Source organism: Longimicrobium sp. (genome assembly GCA_036389135.1).
Classification (GTDB): Bacteria; Gemmatimonadota; Gemmatimonadetes; order Longimicrobiales; family Longimicrobiaceae; genus Longimicrobium.
In genome coordinates this window covers 107,034-133,271 of the sequence record DASVQP010000029.1, presented here as the reverse complement: position 1 = coordinate 133,271, position 26,238 = coordinate 107,034, and the positions used below count along the sequence as shown (strand labels likewise).

The 26,238-nt window shown below is 71.4% G+C and carries 15 protein-coding genes and 4 tRNA genes; 7 read left to right on the top strand and 12 right to left on the bottom strand.

Features of this window, described 5'->3' with window-relative positions; genetic code table 11:
• Positions 1 to 31 precede the first annotated feature (31 nt).
• From VF584_06990 to VF584_06965, 6 genes are all read right to left on the bottom strand, one after another.
• Complete coding sequence (locus VF584_06990; GenBank protein ID HEX8209914.1) at positions 32 to 1,675, bottom strand: TROVE domain-containing protein; 1,644 nt, start codon at positions 1,673 to 1,675, stop codon at positions 32 to 34.
• A 625-nt stretch (positions 1,676 to 2,300) separates the two neighbouring features.
• Positions 2,301 to 2,427 (bottom strand) — tRNA-OTHER (locus tag VF584_06985).
• A gap of 59 nt (positions 2,428 to 2,486) precedes the next feature.
• Positions 2,487 to 2,613, bottom strand: a tRNA-OTHER gene (locus VF584_06980).
• A 64-nt stretch (positions 2,614 to 2,677) separates the two neighbouring features.
• Positions 2,678 to 2,803: transfer RNA gene (locus tag VF584_06975), tRNA-OTHER, on the bottom strand.
• A 9-nt stretch (positions 2,804 to 2,812) separates the two neighbouring features.
• A tRNA-His gene (locus VF584_06970) sits at positions 2,813 to 2,885 on the bottom strand.
• A gap of 891 nt (positions 2,886 to 3,776) precedes the next feature.
• Positions 3,777 to 5,171 carry a sodium:solute symporter family protein gene (locus tag VF584_06965; GenBank protein HEX8209913.1) on the bottom strand — a complete coding sequence of 465 codons (1,395 nt, stop codon included), beginning with the start codon at positions 5,169 to 5,171 and terminating at the stop codon, positions 3,777 to 3,779.
• A gap of 356 nt (positions 5,172 to 5,527) precedes the next feature.
• Here VF584_06965 and VF584_06960 point away from each other — a divergent pair, with 356 nt between their 5' ends.
• The 5 genes from VF584_06960 to VF584_06940 all read left to right on the top strand — a co-directional run bounded on the left by VF584_06960 (position 5,528) and on the right by VF584_06940 (position 12,595).
• Positions 5,528 to 8,116 (top strand): PIG-L family deacetylase, encoded by a 2,589-nt coding sequence (locus tag VF584_06960; GenBank protein ID HEX8209912.1) that lies wholly within the window; start codon positions 5,528 to 5,530, stop codon positions 8,114 to 8,116.
• A complete protein-coding gene (locus VF584_06955; GenBank protein ID HEX8209911.1) occupies positions 8,113 to 9,153 on the top strand; it encodes an extracellular solute-binding protein in 1,041 nt (346 codons plus the stop codon). Before VF584_06960 ends, VF584_06955 begins: the two co-directional genes overlap by 4 nt.
• A 120-nt stretch (positions 9,154 to 9,273) precedes the next feature.
• Positions 9,274 to 10,320, top strand: coding sequence for an ABC transporter ATP-binding protein (locus VF584_06950; GenBank protein HEX8209910.1), 1,047 nt, complete (start codon positions 9,274 to 9,276; stop codon positions 10,318 to 10,320).
• Positions 10,317 to 10,883 (top strand): GNAT family N-acetyltransferase, encoded by a 567-nt coding sequence (locus VF584_06945; GenBank protein HEX8209909.1) that lies wholly within the window; start codon positions 10,317 to 10,319, stop codon positions 10,881 to 10,883. Before VF584_06950 ends, VF584_06945 begins: the two co-directional genes overlap by 4 nt.
• Positions 10,880 to 12,595 (top strand): iron ABC transporter permease, encoded by a 1,716-nt coding sequence (locus VF584_06940; protein ID HEX8209908.1) that lies wholly within the window; start codon positions 10,880 to 10,882, stop codon positions 12,593 to 12,595. The genes VF584_06945 and VF584_06940 overlap by 4 nt, the downstream gene beginning before the upstream one ends.
• 34 nt (positions 12,596 to 12,629) lie before the next feature.
• On the opposite strand, the gene VF584_06935 is transcribed toward VF584_06940, so the two are convergent.
• The 3 genes from VF584_06935 to VF584_06925 all read right to left on the bottom strand — a co-directional run bounded on the left by VF584_06935 (position 12,630) and on the right by VF584_06925 (position 17,580).
• A complete protein-coding gene (locus VF584_06935; protein HEX8209907.1) occupies positions 12,630 to 14,069 on the bottom strand; it encodes a hypothetical protein in 1,440 nt (479 codons plus the stop codon).
• Positions 14,070 to 14,362: 293 nt separating this feature from the next.
• A complete protein-coding gene (locus VF584_06930; GenBank protein ID HEX8209906.1) occupies positions 14,363 to 16,777 on the bottom strand; it encodes an ABC transporter permease in 2,415 nt (804 codons plus the stop codon).
• Positions 16,778 to 17,046: 269 nt separating this feature from the next.
• Positions 17,047 to 17,580 carry a hypothetical protein gene (locus VF584_06925; protein HEX8209905.1) on the bottom strand — a complete coding sequence of 178 codons (534 nt, stop codon included), beginning with the start codon at positions 17,578 to 17,580 and terminating at the stop codon, positions 17,047 to 17,049.
• Between the two features lie 197 nt (positions 17,581 to 17,777).
• Between VF584_06925 and VF584_06920 the strand changes: the two genes are divergently transcribed.
• Both VF584_06920 and VF584_06915 read left to right on the top strand, forming a co-directional pair.
• Complete coding sequence (locus VF584_06920) at positions 17,778 to 19,541, top strand: hypothetical protein (protein ID HEX8209904.1); 1,764 nt, start codon at positions 17,778 to 17,780, stop codon at positions 19,539 to 19,541.
• Between the two features lie 444 nt (positions 19,542 to 19,985).
• Positions 19,986 to 21,572 carry a peptide chain release factor 3 gene (locus VF584_06915; protein HEX8209903.1) on the top strand — a complete coding sequence of 529 codons (1,587 nt, stop codon included), beginning with the start codon at positions 19,986 to 19,988 and terminating at the stop codon, positions 21,570 to 21,572.
• 441 nt (positions 21,573 to 22,013) lie between these two features.
• Here the strand turns inward: VF584_06915 and VF584_06910 are convergent, their stop codons facing one another.
• From VF584_06910 to VF584_06900, 3 genes are all read right to left on the bottom strand, one after another.
• A complete protein-coding gene (locus VF584_06910) occupies positions 22,014 to 23,039 on the bottom strand; it encodes a hypothetical protein (GenBank protein ID HEX8209902.1) in 1,026 nt (341 codons plus the stop codon).
• 83 nt (positions 23,040 to 23,122) lie between these two features.
• Positions 23,123 to 24,811, bottom strand: coding sequence for a family 10 glycosylhydrolase (locus tag VF584_06905; protein ID HEX8209901.1), 1,689 nt, complete (start codon positions 24,809 to 24,811; stop codon positions 23,123 to 23,125).
• A 75-nt stretch (positions 24,812 to 24,886) separates the two neighbouring features.
• Positions 24,887 to 26,176 (bottom strand): M12 family metallopeptidase, encoded by a 1,290-nt coding sequence (locus tag VF584_06900; protein ID HEX8209900.1) that lies wholly within the window; start codon positions 26,174 to 26,176, stop codon positions 24,887 to 24,889.
• Between the last annotated feature and the right edge of the window lie 62 nt (positions 26,177 to 26,238).

Below are 26,238 nucleotides of genomic sequence, written 5' to 3'. Positions count from 1 at the left end.
CCCCGGCGCGGGGGAAGGCCGGGGCCGCCCTCTAGCGCGCGAAGTCCGCGATCAGCTGCGGCGTGGCGGCGTCGAACCCCACCACGTCCAGCATCCCGGCATCCTCGGGGTCCGCGATGGTGAAGCCGTTGGACGCCATCCCCACGACCACCAGCTTCGCGGGGACCCCCGTGCGCTCCCGGTACCGGCGGAGCGCCTGCGACGGGTGGACGTCACCCGCCCAGGTCTCGTTGTCCGTGTAGATCACGAACAGCTCGACCTCCCACCCCTTGTCCGCCGCCTCCAGCATGGGGAGCGCGCAGTCCGTCCCCCCGAAGCTGAGGGACGACACCTGGCGGACAACGTCGTCCAGCCGCTGCCGCGGCGAGATCGCGAGCGGGGTGATCGCGCTGGGGAAGGCGTCGTGCATCGAGCGCGCCCGCCCCGACGTGAAGGCGGTGAAGAAGTGCCGAGGCTCGGTGGCCGCCGTCACCAGCGCCATCGCCGCCGAGGCCTCTCGGCAGCTCAGCCCCTCCAGCCCGTGCACGTTCGACCCCATGGATCCGGAGACGTCCAGCGCCAGCATCACCCGGCGGAGTGAGGGCTCCACCCCCGCGAAGGCCAGGTAGAAGGCCGCATCCAGCGCGTCCACCACCTGCGCCACCGGCGTCCACGTCCCCTTTCCGCGCACCCCGCGCCCGGACGCGTACGTCCGCAGCGCCGAAAGGACCTGCACCGGGTGCACGCGCGCCCGGCGCAGCACCTCGCCGTCCGCCAGCCGCGCGGCGACGGCGGCGGAGGCATCGCTCCCCGGCGCCAGCACGCCCACGCGGGTGAGCGTCGCCAGGTTGCGGACCAGCGCGGTGAGCGGCATCTCCTCCACGAGCGCCTCCCACACCACCGCGTGCTGAAGCAGCGGCGTGGGCACCATCTCGCGCGTGAGCCGCGCCTCGCGGACGATGGCCGCGGCGCGCGCTGGGTCGATCTCAGCCTCGGCGTGCAGCGCATCGACGGCGCGGACCTGCGCCAGCGCGTCGGAGGGCTGCCCCTCCTCCAGCGTCCCGCCGGTGACCGTGCGCCGGAAGAGCGCCCGCTGCTCGTCGCTGCGGGGTACCGGGTGCGCCAGCCGCAGGGCGTCGCGGTGCGACCACCCGTCGCGCTGGGGGTACTTCAGGAGCTGGTGCGCCAGGTCGCGCTCCGGCCGGTCGGTGTACCACGCCGCCACGGCCCGCCGCACCCCGCGCCCCCACCCGCGGAACCCTCCCACGAACCGGAGGAAGTGGAAGAGGTGCGTCCCCGTGCGCGCCACCCGCGGCAGCGCCTCGAGGGCGACGGCCCGCGTGACCGCGTCCCCCGTCCCCGCCGCCATCGCCAGGGCAAAGAGCGCGGGGTCGTTTCTGGGCGCCCGGCCCCCGGCGCTCACCTCCACGATGCGCCGCACCACGCGGGGCCCATCCTCCGCGATGCACTCGGCCACGGCGCGGGCGTTGTCGACCGTGAGCTCGCGCTCGCCGACGTAGTAGGTTCCGCCCTCGGTCCCCAGCACGAGGAACCGGTCGAGCCGGCTCCACGGGTCGAGGGTCCAGGTGTACCCTCCGGCCGAGTTGGGCACCTGCGCCGACCCGGGGATCGGCTCGGACTGCCGCGTGACCAGCGCCCGGAGGCGGGTGGCCACGTAACGCGTGAAGTCCAGCATGTTCGCCTCCTTTTCCGTTGGAGGTGGATGCGCCGGCGCCAGGGTGGCGCTTCGGCGGTGGCCCGCGGCGCGGACGAATGTCTCCGTTCGGTCGAGTGGACCGGAGTCCACCGCTTTGACATGCGGTAATCGAACGGATGCGGCCCACGCCGCGGGCCTTCTTGCTGCTGCCGGGATGCAGATTTTGGGATTCGAACCCTGGCCGACCAGATAACCCTCGTCCATCGACCCATCCGCGGATGTGCACGGGAGCGGAAAAGGGATCGACCGCTGCACCCCGGCATCATGCGTGTGCACCCGTGAGACGCGGACAAAGTGCGCCGGTCGGCCCCGGGTTGCATGTTCCGGGATCCTTTTTGCAAGGGGGGAGCGATAACCGAGACGGCATCGGCCCGCGTCCCACGGGTGTTCGTCCTTCGGGTTGAGCCGGCGGGACACGAGCCCGCGGCTCCGACATCATCAGCCAGGCAGGCGCGGGACGCAAACCGCGCCTGCCCTGCTTCGTGTGCACCCGTGGGACGCGGACAAGAGTGCGCCGATCGACGCGTGTACGCTGACGTGCAAGGAAGCGGTCGTTAACCGAGTCGGCATCGGCCCGCGTCCCACGGGTGTTCGTTCTGTCAAATGGACCTGGCGGGATTCGAACCCGCGACCACTTCCGTGCCAGGGATAACCCTTTCACATCGGCCCGGCCGAAGCCGGACGAGTGTCGTGAAGGGCAAAAGTGCTCTACCAGGCTGAGCTACAGGTCCACCGCTGCGCCGTCTGTACCCCCCGCGCACCCCGCAGCCGGGCACGTGGAGACCTTCGATGGAAACCCGGCGGGACTCGAACCCGCAACCCCCGAATCCGATAAGCCCCGGCCGCCGGCCCGCGCATGGCGGGCGAAGAGAGTTGGCGAGGCAATCCGGTGCTCTGTCCAGTTGAGCTACGAGCTCCATCCACTGCGCCGTCTTTGCCGCCTCCCGCGCCGCCCCGCAGCCGGGCGGCGTGGTGTGTAGATGGGAAGCCCGGCGGGAATCGAACCCGCGACCTCCGGATTAGCGATGAGCCTCCACCTGCGGCCCGCGAGCGGACGAGGATCGGGGAGGCGAGAGTCCGGCGCTCTGACCACTGAGCTACAGGCTTCCCGGCAGGGGTGGCCAGTGGGGCTCGAACCCACAACCCTCGGGCCCACGACCCGATGCTCCGCCAGTTGAGCTATGGCCACCATTGTTTGCTCGGGTTGGGCCGGCGGAAGCGATCCGCCTTACGCCCGGGGGTCGCGTTTGTCCCCGGGGTGGGGCATCACGCCCCGCCGGCCCGTCACTCCAGTCGCTGCTCGTTCAATTCATCCACCTCCTGGGTCCCGGGTTCCTGAATGCAGATCGCCCCGCCCGGCAAAGTGCGCGGGCGGGGCGACGTGGATCGCTCCCTGTGAAGCTCCGGACTGGCTAAGCGCCTCTGGCGCCGCCCCCGGGACTTCCCGCGCTGCAATGTTCGCGACCGAATCGATCGCTTCCTTCCTGTCGCACGCTATCCTGCGTCATCCCCACACCCCGCGACCCGCCGCGAATACCGCGGATGGTGTATGGATGCGCCTCACCCCCTGCGCGATGGGCACACGCCCGCGCGACACCCCGCGGCTGTGCCGGGGCCGGATTGCTGGTGAGGTGGAGGAGCTGGGTCATCGAAAGCTTTCTTCCCTTTCCGTATCGTTCGCGCCAAACGTGCGCACGCAGGTTCCTGAAAACAAAAATCGCGCCGCCGATGTCCCTGCCGAGCTGCGCCATGCGCTGCATCGTCGGCTCCCTGCCCGCCGCAACGGCGAGCTCGGAGCCAGGGTGACATCGGGACGCGACTCCCGTGAGACGCAGAGTGTAAACGGGGGATTGCGGGTTGTCAACCCCTTTGGCGGAAGTCTCACGCGAAGGCGCAGAGACGCGGGAGAGAACTGCGACTGCATGGCTCACACAGAGACACAGAGCCACAGAGAGAACCGCAAAACGCTTTCTCTGTGGCTTTCAGTTCCTTCTGTGGCCTCTGTGTGATGCTTTCTGCGTTGTTCTCTTCCCTGCGTCTCTGCGCCTCTGCGTGAGACAAGCCGGAGCCCCGCCCCGCGTCAGGCGCCCGCCGGAGACACGGCGCTCGCCCGTGCGCGGGCACCATCCACCAGCGCGCCCGCCACGTACGCGAGCAGCGCCGCTGCAAGGGAGACGAGGTAGGGATACGGCAGCCCCAGCACGTACGCCCCCAGCACCCACGAGCCGACACCCGCCAGCAGCGACGCCGCCGCGCTCACCGCACCGCCATAGCGCGAGAAAAGGCCGATCACCAGCGTCACAAAGATCCCCGCGCTCCCGAACGACGACGCCTCCTCCACCAGCGCGTACACGCCCTCCGCGTACAGCGCCATCACGTATGCCACCGCGCCCAGGAGCGCCACGCCCCAGCGCGCCACGCGCACCTTTTGCTCCTCCTTCATCTCCGGCCACAGCGGCACGATCAGGTTGTGCGACAGGAGGCCGGACGCCACCAGCAGCGCGCTGTCCACGGTGGAGAGGATGGCGGAGACGAGGGCGCCGGCGAAGATCACGTACAGCAGCCCGGGGAGGTACTGCGCAGCGACGCGGGGGAGGATCTGCTCCGGGTGCTCCAGGCCGGGGACGAGCGCCGGGCCCATCAGCCCCAGCGTGACCGGGATCATCCCGAAGAGGAGGTACATCCCCGCCGCCACCAGCGACGAGTTGCGGGCGATCTGCGGCGTGCGCGTGGCGATGATGCGCTGCACCAGCTCCGCGGCCAGCACCGAGCCGCACAACGGCACCGCCCACGCCTCCACCGTGGCCAGGAGCGGCGTGCCGGGCCCGCCGAAGAGACGGAGCCGCTCCGCCGGGATCTGCCGGAGCGGCTCGAGCCCCGTGTCCGCCAGCACCACGAAGAAGAGCACCGCCAGCCCGATCATCAGCGCGATCCCCTGCACCAGGTCCGTCCACGCGTCCGCCAGCATCCCGCCGAATGCCGTGTACGCGATCACGATGGCCGCGGCCAGGGTGATCATGGCCGTGACCTCGGCGCCCGATGCGCCGCTGAGCACCTGCCCGAAGGCGCGGATCTGCGCGGCGGCCCACAGCAGCGAAGTGGGGACCATGAGCACCACGGCCAGCCGCTCCACCCCCGGTGAATAGCGCTGGCGGAAGAGGTCCGCCAGCGTGGTCAGCTCGCGCCTCCAGAGGGGGACCGCGAAGACCAGCCCCATCACCAGGAGGCACGCGGCGTAGCCGAACGGGTCCGCCGTGCCGCCGCCCAGCCCGTCGCGGTAGATGGCGCCCGCCGCCCCGATCGTCGTCTCCGCTCCGAACCAGGTGGCGAAGATGGTGAAGATGGCGAGCCCGTACCCCAGGCTGCGCCCCGCGATCAGGTAGTCCGTCTCCGTACGGATGCGGCGAGACACGTACATACCCACGGCGAACTGGAAGCCCACATACGCCAGCACGCCGAAGAGGACGAGGTTCACGCTGCGTCGTCGTTGAGTGCCATGATCCTTTCCCTGGTCGAGGCGGCGGAATTGTACCTGGTCTCCGAGCCCCCAACAATGATATCTAACGGCTGGTCTCACGCAGAGGCGCAGAGACGCAGGAGAGAAAAGATGAACAGATCTCACACAGAGCCACAGAGCAACAGAGAGAACAGCAAGAAAGGTTTTTCTGTGGCTTGCAGTTCCCCTCTGTGGCCTCTGTGTGAGCTTTCCTGCAGTTCCTTCTGCGTCCCCGCGTCTCCGCGTGAGGCTTGCGGTTCAGGAGGTTCGCAGATCGAGGATGCTGGACGCCGGGGCACTTGTGCGCGCTCGCACGATGCCTACCTTCCCAACCCATGCGTACTCGCACCTTCGCCGCCGTGCTGGCGGCCACATCGATGCTCTGCGCGAACGTGGAGCAAGCCGCCGCCCAGCCCGCCGCGGAGTACGGCGGCGCGGCGGGGCTGGGGCTCTCGCTGCGCAGGCTGGGCGTCGCCAAGCGCGTGCTGATGGTGGGCGCCCACCCCGACGACGAAGACACCCAGCTCCTGGCCGCGCTCGCGCTGGAGCAGGGCGCGGACGTGGCGTACCTGTCGCTCACCCGCGGCGAGGGGGGGCAGAACGGCATCGGCCCCGAGCTGCACGAAGCGCTCGGGCTGCTGCGCACCGAGGAGCTGCTGGCCGCCCGCCGGGTGGATGGCGCGCGGCAATTCTTCACCCGCGCCTACGACTTCGGCTTCTCGCGCAACGCCGAGGAGACGTTCCGCCACTGGCCGCGCGACGAGGTGCTGCGCGACGTGGTGTACGTGGTGCGCCGCTTCCGCCCGGACGTCATCATCCCCGTCTTCAGCGGCACTCCACGCGACGGCCACGGCCACCACCAGGTCTCCGGCATCATGGCGCGCGAGGCCTTCGCCGCCGCAGCTGACCCGGCACGCTTCCCGGAGCAGATCGCGGCCGGCCTGCGCCCGCACCGCACCGCCAAGCTGTACCAGTCGCTGCGCGGCGATTCCACCAACGCCACGGTGCGCCTCGCCATCGGCAACCTGGACCCGCTGATCGGCCGCTCCCCCTTCCAGTTGGCGATGGCGAGCCGCTCGCGCCACCGCTCGCAGGACATGGGTCGGCCGGAGACCGCCGGGCCGCGCTGGGGCTACCTGCGGCGCATCCTCCCGGCGCCCACGGGGCCGGAGCGGTCGATGTGGGAGGGGATCGACACCACGGTGGCCGGTGAGAACCGCGCCCTTACGCGCTACGAGACGCTCCTCCTCGGCACGCGTGTCGCTCTGAACCCGGGGACGATCGACCGGGGCTCGACGGGCGATCCCATGGTGGGGCTGCTTGCGTCCGCGCTCCAGGCGCTCCGCTCGGCGGGTGCATCCACCGAGCCGGACGCTTTCCGCCGCGCCGCCGAGATGCGGGATGCCGAGGATGCCCTCGCGCGCGCTGCCGGCCTGGTGCTGGACGGCATCTCCGACGATGCGCGCATGGTTCCGGGGCAGACGTTCACGCTGGACCTTTCGCTCTGGAACGGCGGACGGGAGCGCGTGACGGTCGCGGAGCTGCAGCCGCGCCTTCCCGCCGGATGGATGGCGGAGGCGGCGGCGCCGTTGCCGACCGCGCCGCTGGAGGCGGGCACCATCCTGACGCGCCGCTTCCGGGTGAGCATCCCGGCCAACGCGGCGGTCACCGAGCCGTACTTCCTGCGCCGCCCGCGCCAGGGCGACCTGTACTCGTGGCCCGCCGGCGATTCCGCCGCATCCGAGCCCTTTGACGCCGACCCCGTGCGCGTCTCGGCCCGCGTGACGGTGGCGGGCGCCGGGCTGGCGATGGAGCGCGAGGCCACCTTTCGCGAAGTCGACCTGCGCCAGGGCGAGCTGCGCCGTCCGGTGATGGTCGTCCCCGCCGTCTCGGTGCGGACGGAGCGCGCGGTGCGCATCCTCCCGCTCTCCGGCGAGCGCACCTTTCGACTGCGCGTGGACCTGGCGAGCGAGGCACCCGGCGGCATCGGCGGGACGCTGCGGCTGGAGCTTCCGGCGGGGTGGACGGCGCAGCCCGCCTCGCTCCCCGTGACCTTTGCCGCCCCCGGCGAGGTGAAGGAGGCCGAGTTCACGGTCCGCGCTCCCGCCGCCCTCCGCGCCGGCGACTACCCCACGTCCGCCGTCTTCCAGGCCGCGGACGGCCGCCGCTTCACCCGCGCGGTGCAGATGGTGGACTACACCCACGTCCGCGCGCGCCCGCTGTACTCGGACGCCGCTACGCTGGTGCGCGCCTTTGACGTGCGCGTCCCCGCGGGGCTGCGGGTGGGCTACATCGAAGGGGCGGGCGAGGAAGGCCCCGGCGTTCTCGCGCAGCTCGGCATCCGCCCCACGCTCATCGACGAGGATGCGCTGGCCGGCGGCGACCTGAACCGCTTCGACGTGATCGTGGCCGGGAGCCGCGCCTACGAGGTGCGCCCGGACCTCGCACGGCACAACGCCCGGCTGCTGGATTGGGTGCGGCGCGGGGGGACGTTGGTCGTGCAGTACAACAAATACGAGCTGATCGAGGGCAACTTCGCACCGTATCCCCTCACGATGGCCCGACCGCACGGCCGCGTAACCGACGAGAACGCGCCGGTTCGCCTCCTGGAGCCGTCGCACCCGGTGTTCACGACGCCCAACCGCATCACCGACGCGGACTTCGCGGGATGGGAGCAGGAGCGCGGCCTGTACTTCGCGGAGACGTGGGACCCGCGCTACACCCCGCTTCTGGAGACGGGCGACCCGGGCGCGGAGCCGCTGCGAGGCGGCCTGCTGGCCGCAAAGGTGGGCCAGGGGACGTACGTCTACACTGGCCTGGCTTTCTTTCGACAGCTTCCGGAGGGGGTGCCGGGTGCGTGGCGGTTGTTCGCGAACCTGCTGGCGTTGGGGAAGCAGGGGACAGCCGGCAACGGAGCCCCATGATGCGCACCTACACGATGAGCCTGATGACCCGACGCACCGCCGCGCTCGCCGCCGTCCTCCTCGCCGGGTGCGGGGATGGGCGCGAGACGCTGACCGTGTACTCGCCGCACGGACGCGACATGCTGCAGGCGTTCGAGAAGCGGTACGAGGCGCTGCACCCCGAAGTGGACGTGCAGACGGTGGACATGGGCTCGCAGGAGGTGCTGGACCGGCTTCGCAGCGAGCGCGCGAACCCGCAGGCGGACGTGTGGTGGGGCGCTCCCGCGGGCACGTTCGAGGACGCGGCGCGCGACTCCCTCCTTGCGCGCTTCACCCCCACCTGGGCCGCCGGCCTCCCCGCCGACGCAAAAGACCCAAGGGGCTACTGGTACGGCACTTACGTGACGCCGGAGGTGATCGCGTACAACTCCGCCATCGTCTCCGCGGCAGACGCGCCTAAGGACTGGGACGAGGTGCTGGACCCGAAGTGGAAGGGCAAGGTGCTGATCCGCGATCCAATGGCAAGCGGCACCATGCGCACCATCTTCGGGATGATCGTGGACCGCAGCGTACGCGCCACCGGCGACACGGCGCAGGGCTTCCAGTGGCTCCGCCGGCTCGATGCGCAGACCAAGGACTACGTCCTGAACCCCACGCTCCTCTACCAGAAGCTGGCGCGCCAGGAAGGTCTGATCACGCTGTGGGACATGCCGGACATCGACGCGCTGCGCGGCAAGTACCCCATCGCCTACGTCTTTCCACGCAGCGGCACGCCGTTGCTGGTGGACGCGGTTGCGGTGGTGCGCGGCGCGCCGAACGCGAAGCGGGCGCAGGAGTTCGCCGAGTTCGTGGGCGGCACCCCGGCGGTGCTGGCCGCCGCGCGCGAATTCGCCCGCCTCCCCGCCCGCACGGACATCCCGGCCGATTCGCTCCCCGAGCGCCTGCGCCAGGCCCGCGCCCAGATCAAGCCCGAGCCCATGAACTGGGCGCGCCTGCAGCAGCGCTCGCCGGAGTGGATGCGGCACTGGGACGAGCACGTGCGGGGGAAGGGGAACTGATAGGGAATAGGGATCAGGGACTGGGGATTGGTAACCGCAACATCGCCCACTCCCCGATCTTTGTGCCCCCCGATACGCTGTTCCTGATCCCTAATCCCTAATCCCTGATCCCTGCTTTTCATGCTCCGCCTCGACTCCCTATCCCGCCGCTTCGGCGACACCACCGCGGTGGACGACGTGTCGCTGGAGGTGGCGGCGGGGGAGTTCCTCACGCTTCTAGGGCCCAGCGGGTGCGGCAAGACGACCACGCTGAGGATGGTCGCCGGCTTCGAGCATCCCACCTCGGGGCAGGTGTGGGTGAACGGGCGCGACGTCACCGCCCTGCCACCGCAGCGGAGGGACGTGGGGATGGTCTTCCAGAACTACGCGCTCTTTCCGCACATGGACGTGGGGGAGAACGTGGCGTTCGGACTGCGCGCGCGCGGCGGGCGCGACGTGGATGCTCGGGTGTCGAGAGCGCTGGAGCGGGTGGAGCTGGCGGGATACGAGCGGCGCAAGGTGCAGGAGCTCTCCGGCGGCCAGCAGCAGCGCGTGGCCCTCGCGCGTGCGCTGGCCCCCGAGCCGCCCCTCCTCCTCCTCGACGAGCCGCTCTCCAACCTGGATGCCGCCCTGCGCGAGCGCACCCGCACCGAGATTCGCGCGCTCCTCAAGGAGCTGGGGATGACGGCGGTGTTCGTGACGCACGACCAGGAGGAGGCCTTCGCCCTTTCCGATCGCATCGCCGTGCTGAACGGCGGCAGGCTCCAGCAGCTCGGCACGCCGGAGGAGCTGTACGCGCGCCCCGCCAACCCGTTCGTCGCGTCGTTCCTGGGCCGCGCCAACTTCTTCCCCGCCACGGTGGAATCGGAGGAGGGCGGGATGCTGCTCTGCCGGCTGGAGTCGGGGCAGCGCTGGCGGGCGGTGCGCGCGGACGGGGCGGGCCAGGGGGCCGCTGTGCGGCTGATGGTGCGGCCGGAGGCGATGAGCGTCGCGGGCGCGCCGGAGGGCGATGCGCTCGATGGACACGTCCTGCACCGCCGCTTCGCCGGCTCGGCCACCTTTTACCGCGTCGGGTTCGCGGACGGGAGCGAGGCGCTGGTGCAGGGTGGCCCCGCGGACGCATCTCCGGGCCAGCCCGTGCGGCTGACGCTCGCCGCCGGCGCATCGGCCGTCGCGTACCCCGCGTGAGCATCCGCATCGAGCCGCTGCGCGCGGACGACGAGGCGGCGCTGCGCGAGGCGGCGGAGCTGCTGGTGGACGGGTTCCGCGAGGACTGGCCGGATGCCTGGCCGGACCTGGAATCGGCGCTGGAGGAGGCGCGCGAGTGCACCGTCGGCGACCGCAGTGCATGGGTTGCGCGCGACGAGGACGGACGCGTGGCGGGGTGGATCGGCGGCATCCGCGCATACCGGGGGCGCGTTTGGGAGCTGCACCCGATGGTGGTGCGGCGCGACCTGCGCGGACGCGGCATCGGACGCGCGCTGGTGGAGGAGCTCGCGAACCAGGCGCGCGCGGCCGGGGCCTTCACGCTGACGCTCGGCACGGACGACGAGAACAACCGCACCACGCTCGGCGGCGCCGGCCTCTACCCGGGCGTGCTGGACAAGCTCCGCGAGCTTCGCGACCTGGGCGGCCACCCGTTCGCCTTCTACCAGCGCATGGGCTTCGAAGTCACCGGCGTGATCCCGGATGCGAACGGACCCGGCAAGCCGGACATCCTCATGGCGAAGAGCCTCCGGGGCCCCTCGTGAGCACCCAACTCCCCGCCCCACTCCCCATCCCGGTGGAGCGCGGCAGGACACGCACGCGCGCCCCCGGCGGATGGATGCTGGCGGCGCCGGTGATCGTCATCCTCGTGTGGCTGGTGCTGTACCCGAACGTGTGGGTGCTGGGCGACAGCTTCCTGGACGGCGGCCGGGCTACGACGGAGCACTACAGGCGGTTCTTCGGAAGCGGATCGGAGCTGCAGGCGCTGTGGAACAGCGTGTGGATCTCGCTGGCCAGCGTCGTCCTCTCGGGAGCGATCGGAATCCCGCTCGCCTTCCTATTCGCGCGGCGCGACTTCCCGGGGCGCAAGGCGCTGGGCGCGCTGGCGGCGCTCCCCGTGCTGCTGCCGCCGCTGGTGGGCACCATCTCCTTCCTCTTTCTGTACGGCGAGAGCGGGTTGCTGACGCGCTCGTTGCAGGCGTTGCTGGGGATGGCGGCGCCGCCCTGGCGGCTGAGCGGGCCGGTGGCGGTGCTGCTGGTGCACGCGTACACCATGTACGTGTACTTCTACCTCTTTACCGCGGCGGGGCTTGCGCGGCTGGACGGCGGGTACGCGGAGGCCGCCGCGGCGCTGGGGGCGGGGCGTTGGACGACGATGCGGCGCGTCACCCTACCCATGCTGGCGCCGGCGATCGGCGGGGCGGCGCTGCTGGTGTTCATGACGTCGATGGGATCGTTCAGCGCGCCGTACGTCTTCGGCGGGGGCTTCCGCGTGCTCACCACGCAGCTCTACGCCAGCAAGCTGAACGGCGAGTCGGGGCTGGTGGCGGTGGAGGCCGTGGTGCTGGCCGCGGCATCGCTCCTCTTCCTGGTGGTGCTGCAGCGGTGGGAGGCGGCGCGCGAGTACACCGGCGCGTCCAAGGGGCTGGGCGCCGCGCCGGCCGCACGCGGGCGCGGCGGATGGGGGATCACGCTGCTGGGCACGGCGCTGGTCGGCTTCCTCCTCCTCCCGCACGCCACCGTGCTCCTGGTCTCCTTCGTCCCGGAGGGAACGTGGACGATCGAGACGCTCCCCCCCGTCTACTCGCCCGCGGCGTACGGCGCGCTCTTCACCGATCCGCAGCGCCTTCGCCCCGTCCTCAACTCCCTGGCGATGGCGAGCGTCGCCACATTCGCCAACGTGGTGTTCGCCATGGCCGCCGGCTACTACCTGGCCCGTTCGCGCGCGCGCAGCCGCTGGGTCGTCTCCGCGCTGGTGACGCTGCCGTGGGCGCTGCCGGGGACGGTTCTGGCCGTGGCGCTCGCCTCCACCTTCAGCGTGCACCGGCCGCTCACCGGCCAGTTCGTGCTGGTGGGGACGTTCGCCATCCTCCCGCTGGCCTACTTCGTCCGCAACATCCCGCTGGTGACGCGGGCGGCGCTCGGCTCCTTTCGCCAGCTCGACCCCGCGCTGGAGGAAGCCGCCGCCTCGCTCGGCGCATCCCGCGCCACCGCGCTGCGCCGCGTCGTGCTGCCGCGCGTGATGCCGGGGATCGCGGCGGGAGCGCTGCTCGCCTTCGTCACGGCGCTGGGCGAGTTCGTGGCCTCCATCCTCCTGTACACGCACCGCACGCGCCCCATCGCCGTCGAGATGCTCTCGCAGCTCCGCGCCTTCGACTTCGGCGGCGCGGCGGCGTACGGCGTGCTCCTCATCGGGCTCGTGGCGATCGTATTCGCGTTCGGCTACCGCGGCGTGGCGGAAGAACCGGGCGGCTGACGAACCGAACGGCAGGCGCTCCGCATCCTCGTGCCTATTTGAGGGTGCCCAGCGAGGTTTCGCCGGGGAACGGGAGCACGGCGCGGGCGCCCGTCGCCACCTCCAGTATCACCATCTTGCTGCCCGACGTGCGGAACACGATGTACTTGCCGTCGCCGGACCAGTCGATGTTCTGGTCGCCGACGCCGGTGAAGGTAGATGAGAAGATGCGCTGCCCGGTTCCGTCGGGCTTCACTACGCCCGTCACGCTGTTGCTGTTGAACGCGACCAGGTCACCCAGCGGCGACCAGCTCCAGCTCGCCATCCGGGACTCGGTGAGCATGGTCGCCTGGCTCATCGACAGGTTGAAGGAGGAGTTGAGGTACGCCACCCGGCTCCCGTCGGGGGACGGGCCATACGCGGTGCCCCAGATCTCTTCCATCACGATCGAGGTCGGTTGGGGGTTGGTTCCGTCCGCGTTGGCGCGCCAGACCCTGGAGCTGTAGCTGAAACCACCGGCGGGGCGGCCGAGGAAAAACAGATACCGCCCGTCCCCGGAGAAGACCGGGTAGCCCCGGCTGTCCGTGGTGGAATCGGGATACAACGGGGTCACCTGGCCGGTGCTGGAAACGGCGTAGAGAGTCTGCTTTCCGCTGATCTCCCCCGCGCCCGCTACGATCCTGCCGTCCGGCGCCCAGTCGAGCCGGGAGATGGGGGCGGGGAGGCTGACGGTCGTGCGATTGCCCCCGTCCAGGTCCATCATCACCAGGGTGCGGACGTACGCGGCCGTCGTGCCGGCGATGCGCCCGCGCGGCAGGGCGACGATGGCGGCGCTGTCGGGGGAGAGGCCCGGGAACTCGGCACGCACGCGGTGCGAGCCGAAATTCGGCGTCGTGACCGTATTCCCCGAGACCGTCACCCCGGCCGAAGCCGTGAGCGTGGGAGCGTCCGGGCGCACGTTGCCAAGACGATCGGTGATGCTCGGACGCAGGGTGACCGAGGCGTCCATCAACACGAAGGTGTCGCGCGGGGCCATGACGACGCGCGCGGGGGCCCCGGGGGTGACGGTATACCGGGCGGTGTCCTGGTATCCGAGCGACGGCACGCTCACGGTGAGCTTCCCGCTCCCCGCGACGGTGCCGAACCGCACCCGCACGGCGGCGACGCCCTCTGCGTCGGTCGTATCCGTTATGACAGGAGCGAACACGCCGCCGGCGGCCGGGCCGGCCAGCATCGAAGGAATCCCGACCTGCCCGAGGTTCACCGACTGGAAGGTCACCGGTGTGCCGGATGCCGGCTTCCCGTTGGCGCCGACTACCAGGACGGTGAGCGCCTGGGCCGGCGTGGCCTGCACGGAGTCGGCGGTTCCCGCCCCCGCCGTTATGGTGAGTCCGGGGTCGAGCTTCGGCGCGGTGGGGTTGTCGCCGCACGCCGCATTGATCGCGGCCGCGGCCAGCAAGGCCACGAGGGCGGGACGCTTCGTCGCAAGGGTCACGTCTGGAACTCGGTAGCGGCGCGCCGGGAGAGGAGGGCGCACGGTGGACAGGAACCATGACGGATCTCTGGGCCCGGAGCGCCCGAGATGAGCCGATTCATCTGTTCCCAAAGCTAGCAAGCGGTGATGTACTTGTACAGGAGCAGGTTGCGGCGGCGCGGGTGGGGCGAGGCGGCTGAACAGAAAAACCCATCACACAGAGAGCGCAGAGGGAACTACAAGCCGCAGAGAACCCCTTCTGCTGTCTTGCTGTTCCCCTCTGTGTCTCTGTGTGAGACCTGCCGTACCCTGCGTTACTCGGACCTCAGCGCGACCATGGGATCCACGCGGCTCGCGCGGCGGGCCGGAATCCAGGTGGCCAGCAGCGTCATCCCGAGGAGAAGCGCGGCCACTCCTCCGTACGTCAGCGGATCGGCCGCACCCACGCCGAACAGCAGCGTGGAGAGGAGTTGTGATGCGCCCAGCGCGATCGCGACCCCCACCGCGACGCCGATCGCCGCCAGGCGCGCGCCCCCCGCCACCACCATCGCGCTCACGTCGCCCGGGCGCGCACCCAGCGCGATGCGCACGCCGATCTCGCGGGTGCGCTGCGCCACACCGTACGCCACCACCCCGTACACCCCCACCGACGCCAGCGCCAGCGCCACCGCGCCAAAGATGGAGAGGAGCGTGCCGGTGAGCCGCTGCGGGAACGCCGCGTCACGGCGCATCTGCGACAGCGTGCGCGCGGCGACGAGCTCCACCCCCGCCACCCGGGCAGCGCGGCGCACCGGCTCCACCACCTGCGCCGCATCGCCACGCGCGCGGACCTGGAGCGCCACACCCACATCGATCGACTGCTCCCACGGCAGGTAGACCAGGGGCCGGAGTCCGGCGTGGCGAGCGTAGCTCACGTCGTCCACCACCCCCACCACCTCCACCACACCGCGCCCCTCCCGCTCCGCCCGCAGCCGTTTGCCGATGGGGTTCTGCCCCGGCCACAAAGAGCGTGCGAGCGCGCGGCTCACCACCGCGACGGGGGCACCGCCGGCGCGATCCCGCGGCTCAAAGGTGCGCCCCGCCGATGCCCGCATCCCCATGGTGGCGAAGTAGTCGCCCGACACCACGTTCACGTCCAGCGAGCGCGAGCCACCGGCGGCGCCCGGCACGGAGAACGGCTCTTCCACGCGGCTGCCCCCCATCGGCACGAGCTGCGTGAAGGCGGCGGCCTCCACCCCCGGCGTGCGGCGGACCGCCTCCAGCAGCCGCAGCAGCGCCGCCCGCGCCGCCGCCGTATCGCCCTCCGCCACCCGCATTTCCACGTGCGCGGTGGCGATGCGGGGCTCGTCGTACGGCGTGGGGGCGGCCTGCAGAGCCCAAACCGAGCGCAGGAGGAGCCCCGCCATCACCAGCAGCGCGAGCGAGAGCGCCACCTGCGCCACCGTCAGCGCACCGCGCAGCCGCGACGGCGACCGTCCGGTGCCGGCGCCCCCGTCGCGCAGCGCGGACTGCGTGTCGCCCCGCGCGGCGGCGAGGGCGGGCGCCAGACCGAAGAGGATCCCCGTGGCGAGAGACATGGCCAGCGAATGGGCCAGCACCCGCCCGTCCGTCGAGAAGTCGAGCGTGGGGGGGAGCTCCAGCAGGCGGAAAAGGCGCGACGCCGCACGCGCGAGCGCCAGCCCCGCCGCTCCACCCAGGAGCGCCAGGAGCACGCTCTCGGTCAGAAGCTGCCGCACCAGCCTTCCGCGGGAAGCGCCGACCGATACCCGGATGGCGATCTCGCGCCGGCGCGACGCGGCGCGCGCAAGGAGGAGGTTGGCCACGTTGGCGCACGCGATGGCGAGCACCGCCGCCACCACCACGGACAACAGGATGAAGACGACGAGCACCTCCGGCGACGATGCGGCGCTCACCAGCGTCCCGCCCGGGATCGCGCGGAAGCGCACTTCCCGGTTCGTCTCCGGGTACGCGGCTCCGAGGCGGGCGGAGAGCACCCGCAGCGCGCTCGACGCCTGGTCACGCGTCACGCCGGGCGCCAGGCGGGCGATAGGGAAGAGCCAGTGGGACCCACGTTGCGCCAGGAGCGATGGGGCCCCGGCCGCCGCGCCGCGCAGGAGCGGCTGCTGCGCCAGCGGCACCCACACGTCGGGCGCGATCTCCACGTCGGTGCCGCGGAAGGAGGCGGGCGCCACTCCCACCACCGTGAACGCCTGGCCGTTTAGCCTCAGCTCGGAGCCCACCACGTCGCCGCCGCCCCCCAGCTCCCGCGTCCACAGGTCGTGCGAGACGACGGCCACCGGCTTCGCTCCGGCCACGTCGTCGGACGGCAGGAGCGCGCGCCCGACCGCCGGTCGCACCCCAAGCACCGTGAAGTAGTTGCCGCTCACCAGCTGCCCGCGCGTGGGGGCGCCGCTGGCGCGCTCCACCTCCGCCCGGCCGGATGCGGCCACCCCGGCGAACACCCCCCGCAGCGCGGCGACGTCCAGGTAGTCGGGGTACGAAAGCGGATTGGAGGCGCCGGGCGCCCCGCGCTCGTTCGCCAGCAAGCGCACCAGCTCCTGCGGGCGCTCCGCCGGGAGCGGGCGCAGGAAGACGGCGTTGGTCAGCGAGAAGACGGCGGTGTTGGCGCCTATCCCCAGCGCCAGCGTCGCCACGGCGGCCAGTGCGAACGCCGGAGCACGGCTCAGCGACCGGATGGCGAAGCGCAGGTCCTGGAGGAAGGCGTCCATGATGGGTGCCGGTGGCGAGGTCGAAGTGCGCGGACTGCGCACGCTCCTCGAAGCGACACCCGTGCCCTGGCGGCGGGGGACGCAACCGCCTGCGCCGCAGCGGGTTAGATCGCCACGGCGCGGGCGCGGTGTTCACGCCTGGGAAACCGCCGTCCCAGAAACGGGACAGCGCGACGACTGCTGTGGCGAATGATGAAACACCTTCCAGCGCGAACCCTCTCCGTTACCCTTGCTGTATCCTCTGTGTCTCTGTGTGAGGCTGTCGTTGTTCAGGGCCGAAGCGACTCGTCCAGCCGCGGCTCGAGCGAGGTCCACGCGCCGCCTTCCAGCGCGATCAGCGTGGCGAAGTACAGCTGGCACTCGTGCGGGGGGAAATTGGCCATCACCGCGTCGGCCGCCGCGTTGAGCTGCGCCTCGTCCAGGTTCACGTCGGCGTCCTGCTCGGTGACGCCGTCTGTGTGCGGGATACCCGCCGCATCCAGGAAGGCCGAAAGGAGCGGGACGCGCTCCTTCAGGTGGAACGCCATCAGCAGGTCGACGATGATGTCCTCGCTGAGCGGCGCGCGCAGCGTGGCCTCGGCGATCTGCGGGACGCCCCAGCTCTGCGCAGTGGCGGCCCGCACCTTCAGCACCTGCGCCAGGTGCCCACGCAGGGCCTGGGTGAAGCCGGCGCCGCGGTCCGGCCCGGACGCCGCGCGGATGGCGAGGACGCGCTCGTCGGGGGTCATCGCGCGCCAGATCTTGCGGAGGCGGCGGGTGCGCTCCGTGACCGCGGCGGGCGGGGAGAAGCGAGGTGCGCTCATTGGGCGATCTACTCTCGAAGTGGATTGAAGTGACCGGACAGGCTACAACCCCGGCCCGGCACGCGCAATCGCACGGCGTGTGACCGACCTGCGTCAAACCGGAGCGCCGTGGTGCGTTACAGACGTTCGCGGTGGCGCGGACGGTGCAGCGCCTCCCCATCCGTGGCCGTAACGCCCCCTGGCCGGAGCTTCCCTGGATGCGATCCCTCACCGTTGCACTGGCGCTCCTCGCGCTCGCTGCGCCTCTGCAGGCGCAGCGCTCGCCCCTGCGCGCCACCCCGGACGCGCCACGCGTCGCCGCACGCCAGCAGCGCGCCGACTCCATCCGAGCGCTCCGCCTGGCCCGCGGCGCGCAGGCCGAGTTCGAGCGCATGCGCGCCCGGCACCTTCCCTGGACCAACCAGCGCTCGTCCGGCGCCGGGCGGTGCGACGAGGTGATCGGGCGCTTCTGCCTCTGGTACGACGAACCGGAGACGGAGTGGACGCCGCCTCCCGAGCCGGAAGGGCTGCTCCGCGCGCGCACCCGGGCCCTGGCGCGCCTGGCCGAAGCCGCCCGCCGCGCCCCCGGCGACGAGTGGATCGCGGGCCAGCGGGTGCGCTACCTGGTGGAGGCTGGGAAGAAGCAGGAAGCGCGCGACGCCGCCCGCGCCTGCCGCGCGGCCGGGTGGTGGTGCAGCGCGCTGCAGGGGTACGCCGCGCACGCCGCCGACGCCTACGCATCCTCCGACAGCGCGTTCGGCGCGGCACTGGCCGCGATGCCGCAGCGCGAGCGGCGCGAGTGGCTGGACCTGGAGCCGATCCTGGAGGCGGACGACACCCGCGCGCTCCGGCGCATGGACCCCGCCGCCCGCGACGCAGCCACCCGGCGCCTCTGGTGGCTTGCCGACCCGCTCTGGATGGAGCCGGGGAACGACCGCAAGACGGAGCACTTCGCCCGCCTGGTGCACGACCGCCTGCAGGACCGCGCCCGCACCACGGAGGGCCTCGCCTGGGGCGACGACCTGCGCGAGATCGTGCTGCGCTTCGGGCTGCCCATCGGCTACGAGAAGATACGCCCCGAGATGTGGCAGTCCACCACCCACGCGGGGATGGTGGTGCACTACGCCTCGCACGGGCGCGAGTTCCTCCCCCGTCTGGACGAGAAGCACCCCTTCGGCGCCACCCCGCCCGACGGCGAGCGGCTGCTGAGCAACCGGGCGCGATCCAGCTACGCCCCGCGCGGCATCTCGCGGCTCGACACGCTGGCGCACCAGGTGGCCGTCTTCCGCCGCGGCGACTCGGCGGTCGTGATCGCCGGGCTCGCGCTCGCCAAGGACAGCCTGCCGCCGTCGCCGCGCACCGAAGCGGGCATCGTCCTGGCCGAGAGCGACAGCGCGCCCGTGTGGATGAGCACGGCGCAGGTGGCCGGCTCCACCGCCTTCCTTCGAGTGACGGCCCCGCCGCGCACGGCGATGTTCAGCCTGGAGGCGCGCGAGCTGGCCAGCCGCCGCGCCGGCCGCGCCCGCTACTCGCTCCCCCTGGACCGGCCGCGGGCGGGCGGCGTGTCGCTCTCCGACGTCCTCCTGCTGGCCGACCCCATGGCGCACCCCGCCACGCTGGATGAGGCCGCGCCGCTGGTGCGCCCCGGCACGCGCTTCCGCGCGGGGGACCGGGTGGGGCTCTTCTGGGAGGTGTACCGCGATGCGCCCACGGCGGACACGCTGCGCGTTTCGCTGGCGCTGGCTCGCCGCGCGCCGGGCGGTGTGCGCCGCATCGCGGAGCGGATCGGCCTGGCCGCCACCGCCGCCCCCGTCCGCATGCGCTGGACGGAGGAGTCGGGCGGCGCCGCGCTCCTCCCCCGCTCCACCACCGTCGCCCTCCCCCAGCGGCTCCCCCCGGGCGAGTACCTGCTGGAGGTCACCGTGCACCCCGCCGCCGGCCCACCAGTCACCGCGACGCGGGTGTTGACGATCGAGCGGTGAGCATCCCGGGCCCTCGCCCCGCTCGTTCCTCGCTGCCCCTCTCCCAAACTGCTCAGAGAGGGGCGCACGCATAGGTTGTTGCGTGGCGCAGGGTTCGCCGCGGGGGCAGCCACGCGGGGCGGCCCCCCGGGTATTGTGCGGTTGGCGCGGATCGAGGTGGAGGCAAGGGTGGGCAGACACGCAGGTCTGCCCCTACCGGTTTTGGTGCGCCGGGCGGAGGTCGAGGTGGGGCCGAGGGTGGGCGCGATCAATCGCGCCCCTACGGATCGACGCGTTTCCAGATGCGGATACCCCGCGCGGATGGCCGCGATCTCCCCCCTCTCCCAGCACTTTGGGAGAGGGGGGCCGGGGGGGTGCGGGGTCCGTTCCCGTTTCCCATTCCCTCTCGTTCGCTTATATTCAGCCACTGAAAGCACATGCACCGCCCGTGACCGCGCAGCCAAAATGACCGCGATTGCAGACGAGGTCCGCCGCCGGCGGACCTTCGCCATTATCAGCCACCCGGACGCCGGGAAGACCACGCTCACGGAGAAGCTCCTCCTGTACGGCGGGGCCATTCACCTTGCCGGGAGCGTAAAGGCGCGCCGCGCGGCGCGGCACGCCACCTCGGACTGGATGAAGATGGAGCAGGAGCGCGGCATCTCCGTGACCTCCTCCGTCCTCCAGTTCGAGTACCTGGGGCGCGCGGTCAACCTGCTGGACACGCCGGGGCACGCGGACTTCTCCGAAGACACCTACCGCACGCTGATCGCGGCCGACAGCGCGGTGATGCTGCTGGACAACCGCAAGGGCGTGGAGGAGCGTACGCGGCAGCTATTCGAAGTCTGCCACCGCCGGCGCACCCCCATCTTCACCTTTGTCAACAAGTGCGACCGCCCCGGCGCCGACCCGCTCCAGCTTCTGGACGACGTGGAGCGCGACCTGGGGCTCAAGTGCTATCCGGTCACCTGGCCCATCACCTCGGGCGACCGCTTCGTGGGGGTGTACAACCGCGACACGCGCCGCATCCACCTCTTCGAAAAGGGGGAGGACCACGGATCCAGCCGCGTGGAGACGGACGTGGTGACGCTGGACGATCCGGACGTGCACGAGCGCATCGGCGACTCCGCGTACGAGCAGCTGATGAACGACGTGGAGCTGCTGGACATGGCGGGGGAGGAGTTCGACCCCGACGCCTTCATCCGCGGCGAGGTGTCGCCCACCTTCTTCGGGAGCGCGCTCACCAACTTCGGCGTGGAGCCGTTCCTGGCGAAGTTCCTGGAGCTCGCCCCCCCGCCCACCGCGCGCGAGGCCAGCACGGGGACGGTGGAGCCGGAGGACCCGCACTTCACCGGCTTCGTCTTCAAGATCCAGGCGAACATGGACCCGAAGCACCGCGACCGCATCGCCTTCGTGCGGGTGTGCAGCGGGCACTTCGAGGCGGGGATGCAGGTGAAGCACGTGCGCACCGGCAAGCCGATGCGGCTGTCCGCGCCCACGCAGTTCCTGGCGCGCGAGCGCACGCACATCGAGGAAGCGTGGCCCGGCGACGTGATCGGCATCCACGACCGCGGCAACCTGCGCATCGGCGACACGCTCTCGGCCAACGGCGACCTGGAGTTCGCGGGAATTCCGCGCTTCTCGCCGCAGCACTTCTCGCGCATCCTCATCGGCGATCCGATGAAGCGGAAGCAGCTGGACACGGGCCTCCAGCAGCTCTCCGAGGAGGGCGCCGCGCAGGTGTTCTACAGCGAGACGTACGCGGGCACCACGCCCATCGTGGGCGCCGTGGGGCAGCTGCAGTTCGACGTGCTGCTGCACCGGCTGGAGCACGAGTACGGCGTGCGGGCGCGCCTGGAGCCGATGTCGTACCGCTTCGCCCGCTGGGTGCAGGGCCCCGCCGACGCCATCCACGCGCTCTCGGGCGGCCACGGGCGCACCCTGGTGTACGATGCCAAGGAGGCCCCCCTCGTCCTCTTCGACAGCGAATGGACGCTGCGCACCACCGTGGAGCGCGAGAAGTCGCTGACCTTCCACGACGTGGCGCCCTAACCACGCTCGTTTGCAAACAACAGGCGAACGGGGCGGTCCGGCAGATGGCCGGGCCGCCCCGCATGCATTGCGTGCCCTCTCTCCGCTCCTTCCTCGCTGCCCTCCCCCAACACCACCCGGGGAGGGGCGACACGCAGTCATCGGTGCGTTGCGGCAGGCGCCGTCGCGAGGGATGGCACGGGCAGCCACGCGGGGCGGCCCCTACGGGTTTGGTTCCTTGGGGCGGGGGTCGAGGTGCAGGCAAGGGCGGGCAGACACCCAGGTCTGCCCCTACCGGTTTGGGTGCGTCGCGCGGAAATCGCGATGGGGGCAAGGGCGGGCGCGATGAATCGCGCCCCTACCGGACCGCCGCGTTCCCCGATGCGGAAACACCGCACAAATCGCCGCGATCTCCCCCCTCTCCCAGCAGTTTGGGAGAGGGGGGGCCGGGGGGGTGAGGGCCTACCGCACCCACCTCGGCAGCCAGTCCGCGCCGCGGGCGGTGGTCAGGCGCGTCACCTTCTTCCCGTCCGCGCGCATGCGGTACAGGTCCGTGTCGCCGCCGCGCTCGGAGGCGAAGGCGATCTGGCGGCCGTCAGGGGACCAGGCGGGCATCCAGTCCTTGCCCTTGGCGTCGGATATGCTGCGCCACTTTCCGGTGGCGGCGTCCGCGATGCGGATGGCGGAGCGGCCGTCGCGCGTGCGAAAGGTGTAGGCGATCTCGCGCCCGTCCGGCGACCAGGCGGGGTCCATCTCCTGCTCGTCCGGGCTGAGCTGGGCGTCCGTACGGTCGGCGAGGCGCCGGATGGCGGAGCCGTCCGCATCGATCACAAAGATGCGGTCGCTCCCGCCGCGGTTGCTCAGGAAGGCGATGCGGCTTCCGTCCGGCGACCAGCGGGGGCTCCAGTCGTCGCGGTGAAAGGCGGTCAGGCGCCGCGCAGGCCCGCCGCGCGCGGGGATCACGTACAGCTCCGCGTCGCCGTCGCGGCTGCTGACGAAGGCGATCCACTTGCCATCCGGGGAGACCTCGGGCTCGAAGTTCCCCTCGCGGTTGTCGGTCAGGCGGCGCACGTGCTTCCCGTCCGCCGTCATGCGGTAGATGTCGCGGAAGCTCTGCGTGCTGCTCTCGAACGCGATCCACTTCCCGTCCGGCGACCACGACGCGTTGCGCGCCCTCGCGGCCAGCGGGCCGATGGGGCGCGGCTGCCCGCCGGGCACCGGCACGATCATCAGCTGCTCCTCGGGCCCGGTCGGTGTGTCGACGACGCGGACGGCGAGGAGCGAGGGGTCTTGGGGCGCGAAGGCGATGGGGAACAGCCCCGCGCCCGCACCCGCCGAGGCGAGCGGCCGGTCGTCGCCGGAGCGGGTGAGGAGGCGGATCTCGTGCGTGCCGCCGCGCTCGGAGACGAACGCCATCTGGGGCTCGTCGCCGCGGCACCCGGCGGCGGCGGTGAGGATCAGCAGGCTCGTGAGGCGGGTGCGTCGCATCAGGATTCTGGAGAGTTGGGCCAACGGGTAAATCGCGCGGCGGATGCGGAGTACGGTACCGCACCCGCCACGCATCGGCCAGCTTACTGCACGCGGACGGCGTCGCCCACCACCATGTAGCCGGCCGTGGTCCAGCGCGAGAGCTGGATCTTGTTCCATCCCGCCGTGAACGTCCACGTCCCCAGCACGTTCCAGCGGCCGCCGTTCGCCTGCTGGTTCACGGACACCGTGGCCAGCTTGGTGCCGTTCGCGTCGAACGCGATGTACGGCGCCGTGGCGGAGCGGTTGCTCCCCGAGGTCCACCAGGCCGATATGGTGCGGCTGCCGCCGGTGGGGAGGTAGAACCAGAAGGTGGCCGCGTCGGCGATCGACTGCGTGCCCGCGTAGCGGTAGTCCACGCCGTAGTAGCCCGCCGTCGTGCTCGTGGTGGTCCAGTTGGACGATGCCTCCGCGTACGCCACCGCCGTGTTGTTGCGGGTGTTGTTGTTGTCCACGATGATGTCCGTGCAGCACGCCGTCTTCCAGTGCTGGGGCGGGATCGATGCCTTCTGCGCAAAGACGCCGGCCTTGAGCACGGGCCAGATGCCGCCGCTCTCCATCGTCCCGTACGAGTAGATCGACACGCCCTTGGCGCCCTGCTGCCGCGCCAGCTTGATCTGCCGCTCCACCTCCGCCGCCCCGTGCTTGGCGCCAATGCCGATGTAGGCGTGGCGGCCGCCGCTGGTCTGCAGCCGCTGCAGGTGGTCGTCCAGCAGGCAGGCCCAGTCGGTGAAGGCGCAGTAAGTGGAGGTGATCTGGTAGTACGTCATGGGCACGCCCACGTCGAAGTAGCCGCCCCTCGCCCAGGCGTACGGGTCCTGGTAGTACTGCGAGTACCCCTGCGACGAGTTCCACCCCCACTTGTCCTGGTAGATCTGCCAGATGGCTCCCGATATCGGGAGCTTCGGCTTGACCCTGCCCACGCTGTCGTGGACCTCCTTCACCGCCAGGTTGATGAGCGAGCGGCGGAAGTTGGCCCAGTCGGTCGGGTAGCTCGCGGGGCTCTTGCCGAAGGCGGCCAGGCTGGCCTTGTCGTGCGACCACTTCGTCCCCGGCAGGCGGATGCGGTCCAGGTGCACGCCGTCCACGTCGTAGCGGCGCGCCACGTCGGCGGCCACGAGCGCCAGGTGCGTGCGCGCCCCCGCCGAGCCGGGCGAAACGTAGACGTACTCCTCCGTGTTGGGGCACGGGTGCGTGACCCCCGCGTCGCTCACCACCTTCCAGTCCGGGTGCGCCAGCAGCATGTGGCGCGGGTTGCCGGCGTCCGACTCCTTGAGCAGTGCGCAGGTGGTGGAGCTCCCCGATCCCCATCCCGCGAAGGCGTTCAGCCAGGCGTGCAGCTGAAGCCCGCGCGAGTGCGCCTCCTGGATCGCCACCGCCAGCGGGTCCCAGCTCGGCGTGCCGCCCAGGTGGCCGCAGAGGCCCACCGAGCACGGCTCCAGCGACGACCGGTAGTAGGCGTCGCCCGAGCCGCGCACCTGGAAGTACACGATGTTGAAGTTGGCGTCCGCCGCCTTCTGCATGATGGTGGCGATCTTGGTGGGCGAGTCGTACTCGAAGCGCGACACCCACAGGGCGCGCGCCTCCGCCCACGCCGGGGTGGCGGCCAGGCGCGGCCCCTCGGCGGGAGGGGCGGGGCGCTGCACCACGGGGGAAATGGCGTCGTCCTGGCAGGCGGCCAGGGCCAGCAGGAGCGCCGGAAGCGCCGCGCGGCGTGCGAAAGAGCGAAGCATGCGCGTTAAAACCCTTGAGAGTAGAACGGGCCCCGGCGCGGAGTGCGCTGGAGCCCGATGCGTCACGCCAGGCGGCTACCGCACCCGGATGGCGTCCGCGATCACCACGTACCCCGCCGTCGTCCAGCGCGAGAGCTGCACCTTGTTCCATCCGGCGGTGAAGCTGTACGTCCCCAGCGCGACCCACTTGCCGCCGTTGAGCTGCTGGTTCGCGGAGGCGCGCCCAACCTCCGTCCCCGCCGCGTTGAAGGCGATGAAGGGCGCCGTCGAGGAGCGGTTGGTCCCCGCCACCCACCAGCCGTCGATCGTCTTGGTGGCCGCGGCGGGCAGGTAGAACCAGAAGGTCGCCGGGTCCGAGATCGCCTGCGTGGCGGCGAAGTTGTAGCCCGTGCCGTAGTAGCCCGCGCTGCTCCCCACCGACCAGTTGGCGGACACCTCGTACCGTGCCAGCGCCGAGTTGTTGTTGGCGTTGTTGCTGTCCACGATGATGGACGACGGCGCCGGGTACAGCTTGCGCCACTGCGTCACGTCGCCGGGCGACAGGTCGGTGCGGCACCAGTAGCCGCACACCTCCGCGCCGTTCCAGTCGGTGAAGTGCAGCCGCCCGAACTCGCGCGAGTTGTAGTGCATGATGGAGGTCAGATCGTACGCGCCCATCTGCACCCAGTCGCACGCGGTGGCGAACTGGTCCGGCACCGGGTTCGGGTCGATCATCTTGATGTAGCTGTTGCGGTCGCACCGCTTCTGCTCGTGCTGGTAGCCCAGCCCGTGCCCGAACTCGTGCATGATCAGCTGCTTGGATGCGCCCGCGCTGCCGATGTAGATCTCGCACGCGCCGTTGTAGCAGCCGTTGTAGTAGTTGGAGCCGTTGCCGTAGTAGACCACGATGTGGTGGTACTGCCCGTTGTACGGCACGAAGTCGATGCCGGGCACCTGCTTCTCGATCTGCGTGAGCGCGGCCCACAGGTTCGTGGGCGAGTACACCTCGCGCACCGCGATCACGCCCTTTGTATCGGCCCAGATGGAGGCGCCGCTGTAGTGCAGGGAGCGGGTGGGCCGCGTGTTGCCCGGACGCATGCCGCGCACGGCCTCCGCCGCCGTGGCCGCGATGCGGTCCGCGGGGCCCAGGCCCACGTCGCCGTCATGAATGGCGTGGCCGTTGGCCACCTGGTACTCGATCTTCACCGGCGTCTTTCCATCCTGGCCGATCACGAAGCCGGTGCGCACCGGCCCCTTGGCCGGGTCCACGATCCCCCGGTCCACCGCGGCGTCCCCCGCCGCGCTCGGGGCGACGACGCCGTCGCCGGTGCAGGCGGCGAGCATCGCCAGAACGGCGAGCGCCGTGGCGGAACGAAGGATACGCATAGTGGCCTCGGGGGGTAGCGGGGTGCGTAGAAAGCTCACGGCGCGCGGAACCCCTCCGCGCG

Bases quoted from the DNA above. Each gene is read 5' to 3' on its own strand.
- VF584_06990 (HEX8209914.1), bottom strand. From the start codon at position 1,675: ATGCTGGACTTCACGCGTTACGTGGCCACCCGCCTCCGGGCGCTGGTC.
- VF584_06960 (HEX8209912.1), top strand. From the start codon at position 5,528: ATGCGTACTCGCACCTTCGCCGCCGTGCTGGCGGCCACATCGATGCTC.
- VF584_06955 (HEX8209911.1), top strand. From the start codon at position 8,113: ATGATGCGCACCTACACGATGAGCCTGATGACCCGACGCACCGCCGCG.
- VF584_06950 (HEX8209910.1), top strand. From the start codon at position 9,274: ATGCTCCGCCTCGACTCCCTATCCCGCCGCTTCGGCGACACCACCGCG.
- VF584_06930 (HEX8209906.1), bottom strand. From the start codon at position 16,777: ATGGACGCCTTCCTCCAGGACCTGCGCTTCGCCATCCGGTCGCTGAGC.
- VF584_06925 (HEX8209905.1), bottom strand. From the start codon at position 17,580: ATGAGCGCACCTCGCTTCTCCCCGCCCGCCGCGGTCACGGAGCGCACC.
- VF584_06920 (HEX8209904.1), top strand. From the start codon at position 17,778: ATGCGATCCCTCACCGTTGCACTGGCGCTCCTCGCGCTCGCTGCGCCT.
- VF584_06915 (HEX8209903.1), top strand. From the start codon at position 19,986: ATGACCGCGATTGCAGACGAGGTCCGCCGCCGGCGGACCTTCGCCATT.
- VF584_06910 (HEX8209902.1), bottom strand. From the start codon at position 23,039: ATGCGACGCACCCGCCTCACGAGCCTGCTGATCCTCACCGCCGCCGCC.
- VF584_06905 (HEX8209901.1), bottom strand. From the start codon at position 24,811: ATGCTTCGCTCTTTCGCACGCCGCGCGGCGCTTCCGGCGCTCCTGCTG.
- VF584_06900 (HEX8209900.1), bottom strand. From the start codon at position 26,176: ATGCGTATCCTTCGTTCCGCCACGGCGCTCGCCGTTCTGGCGATGCTC.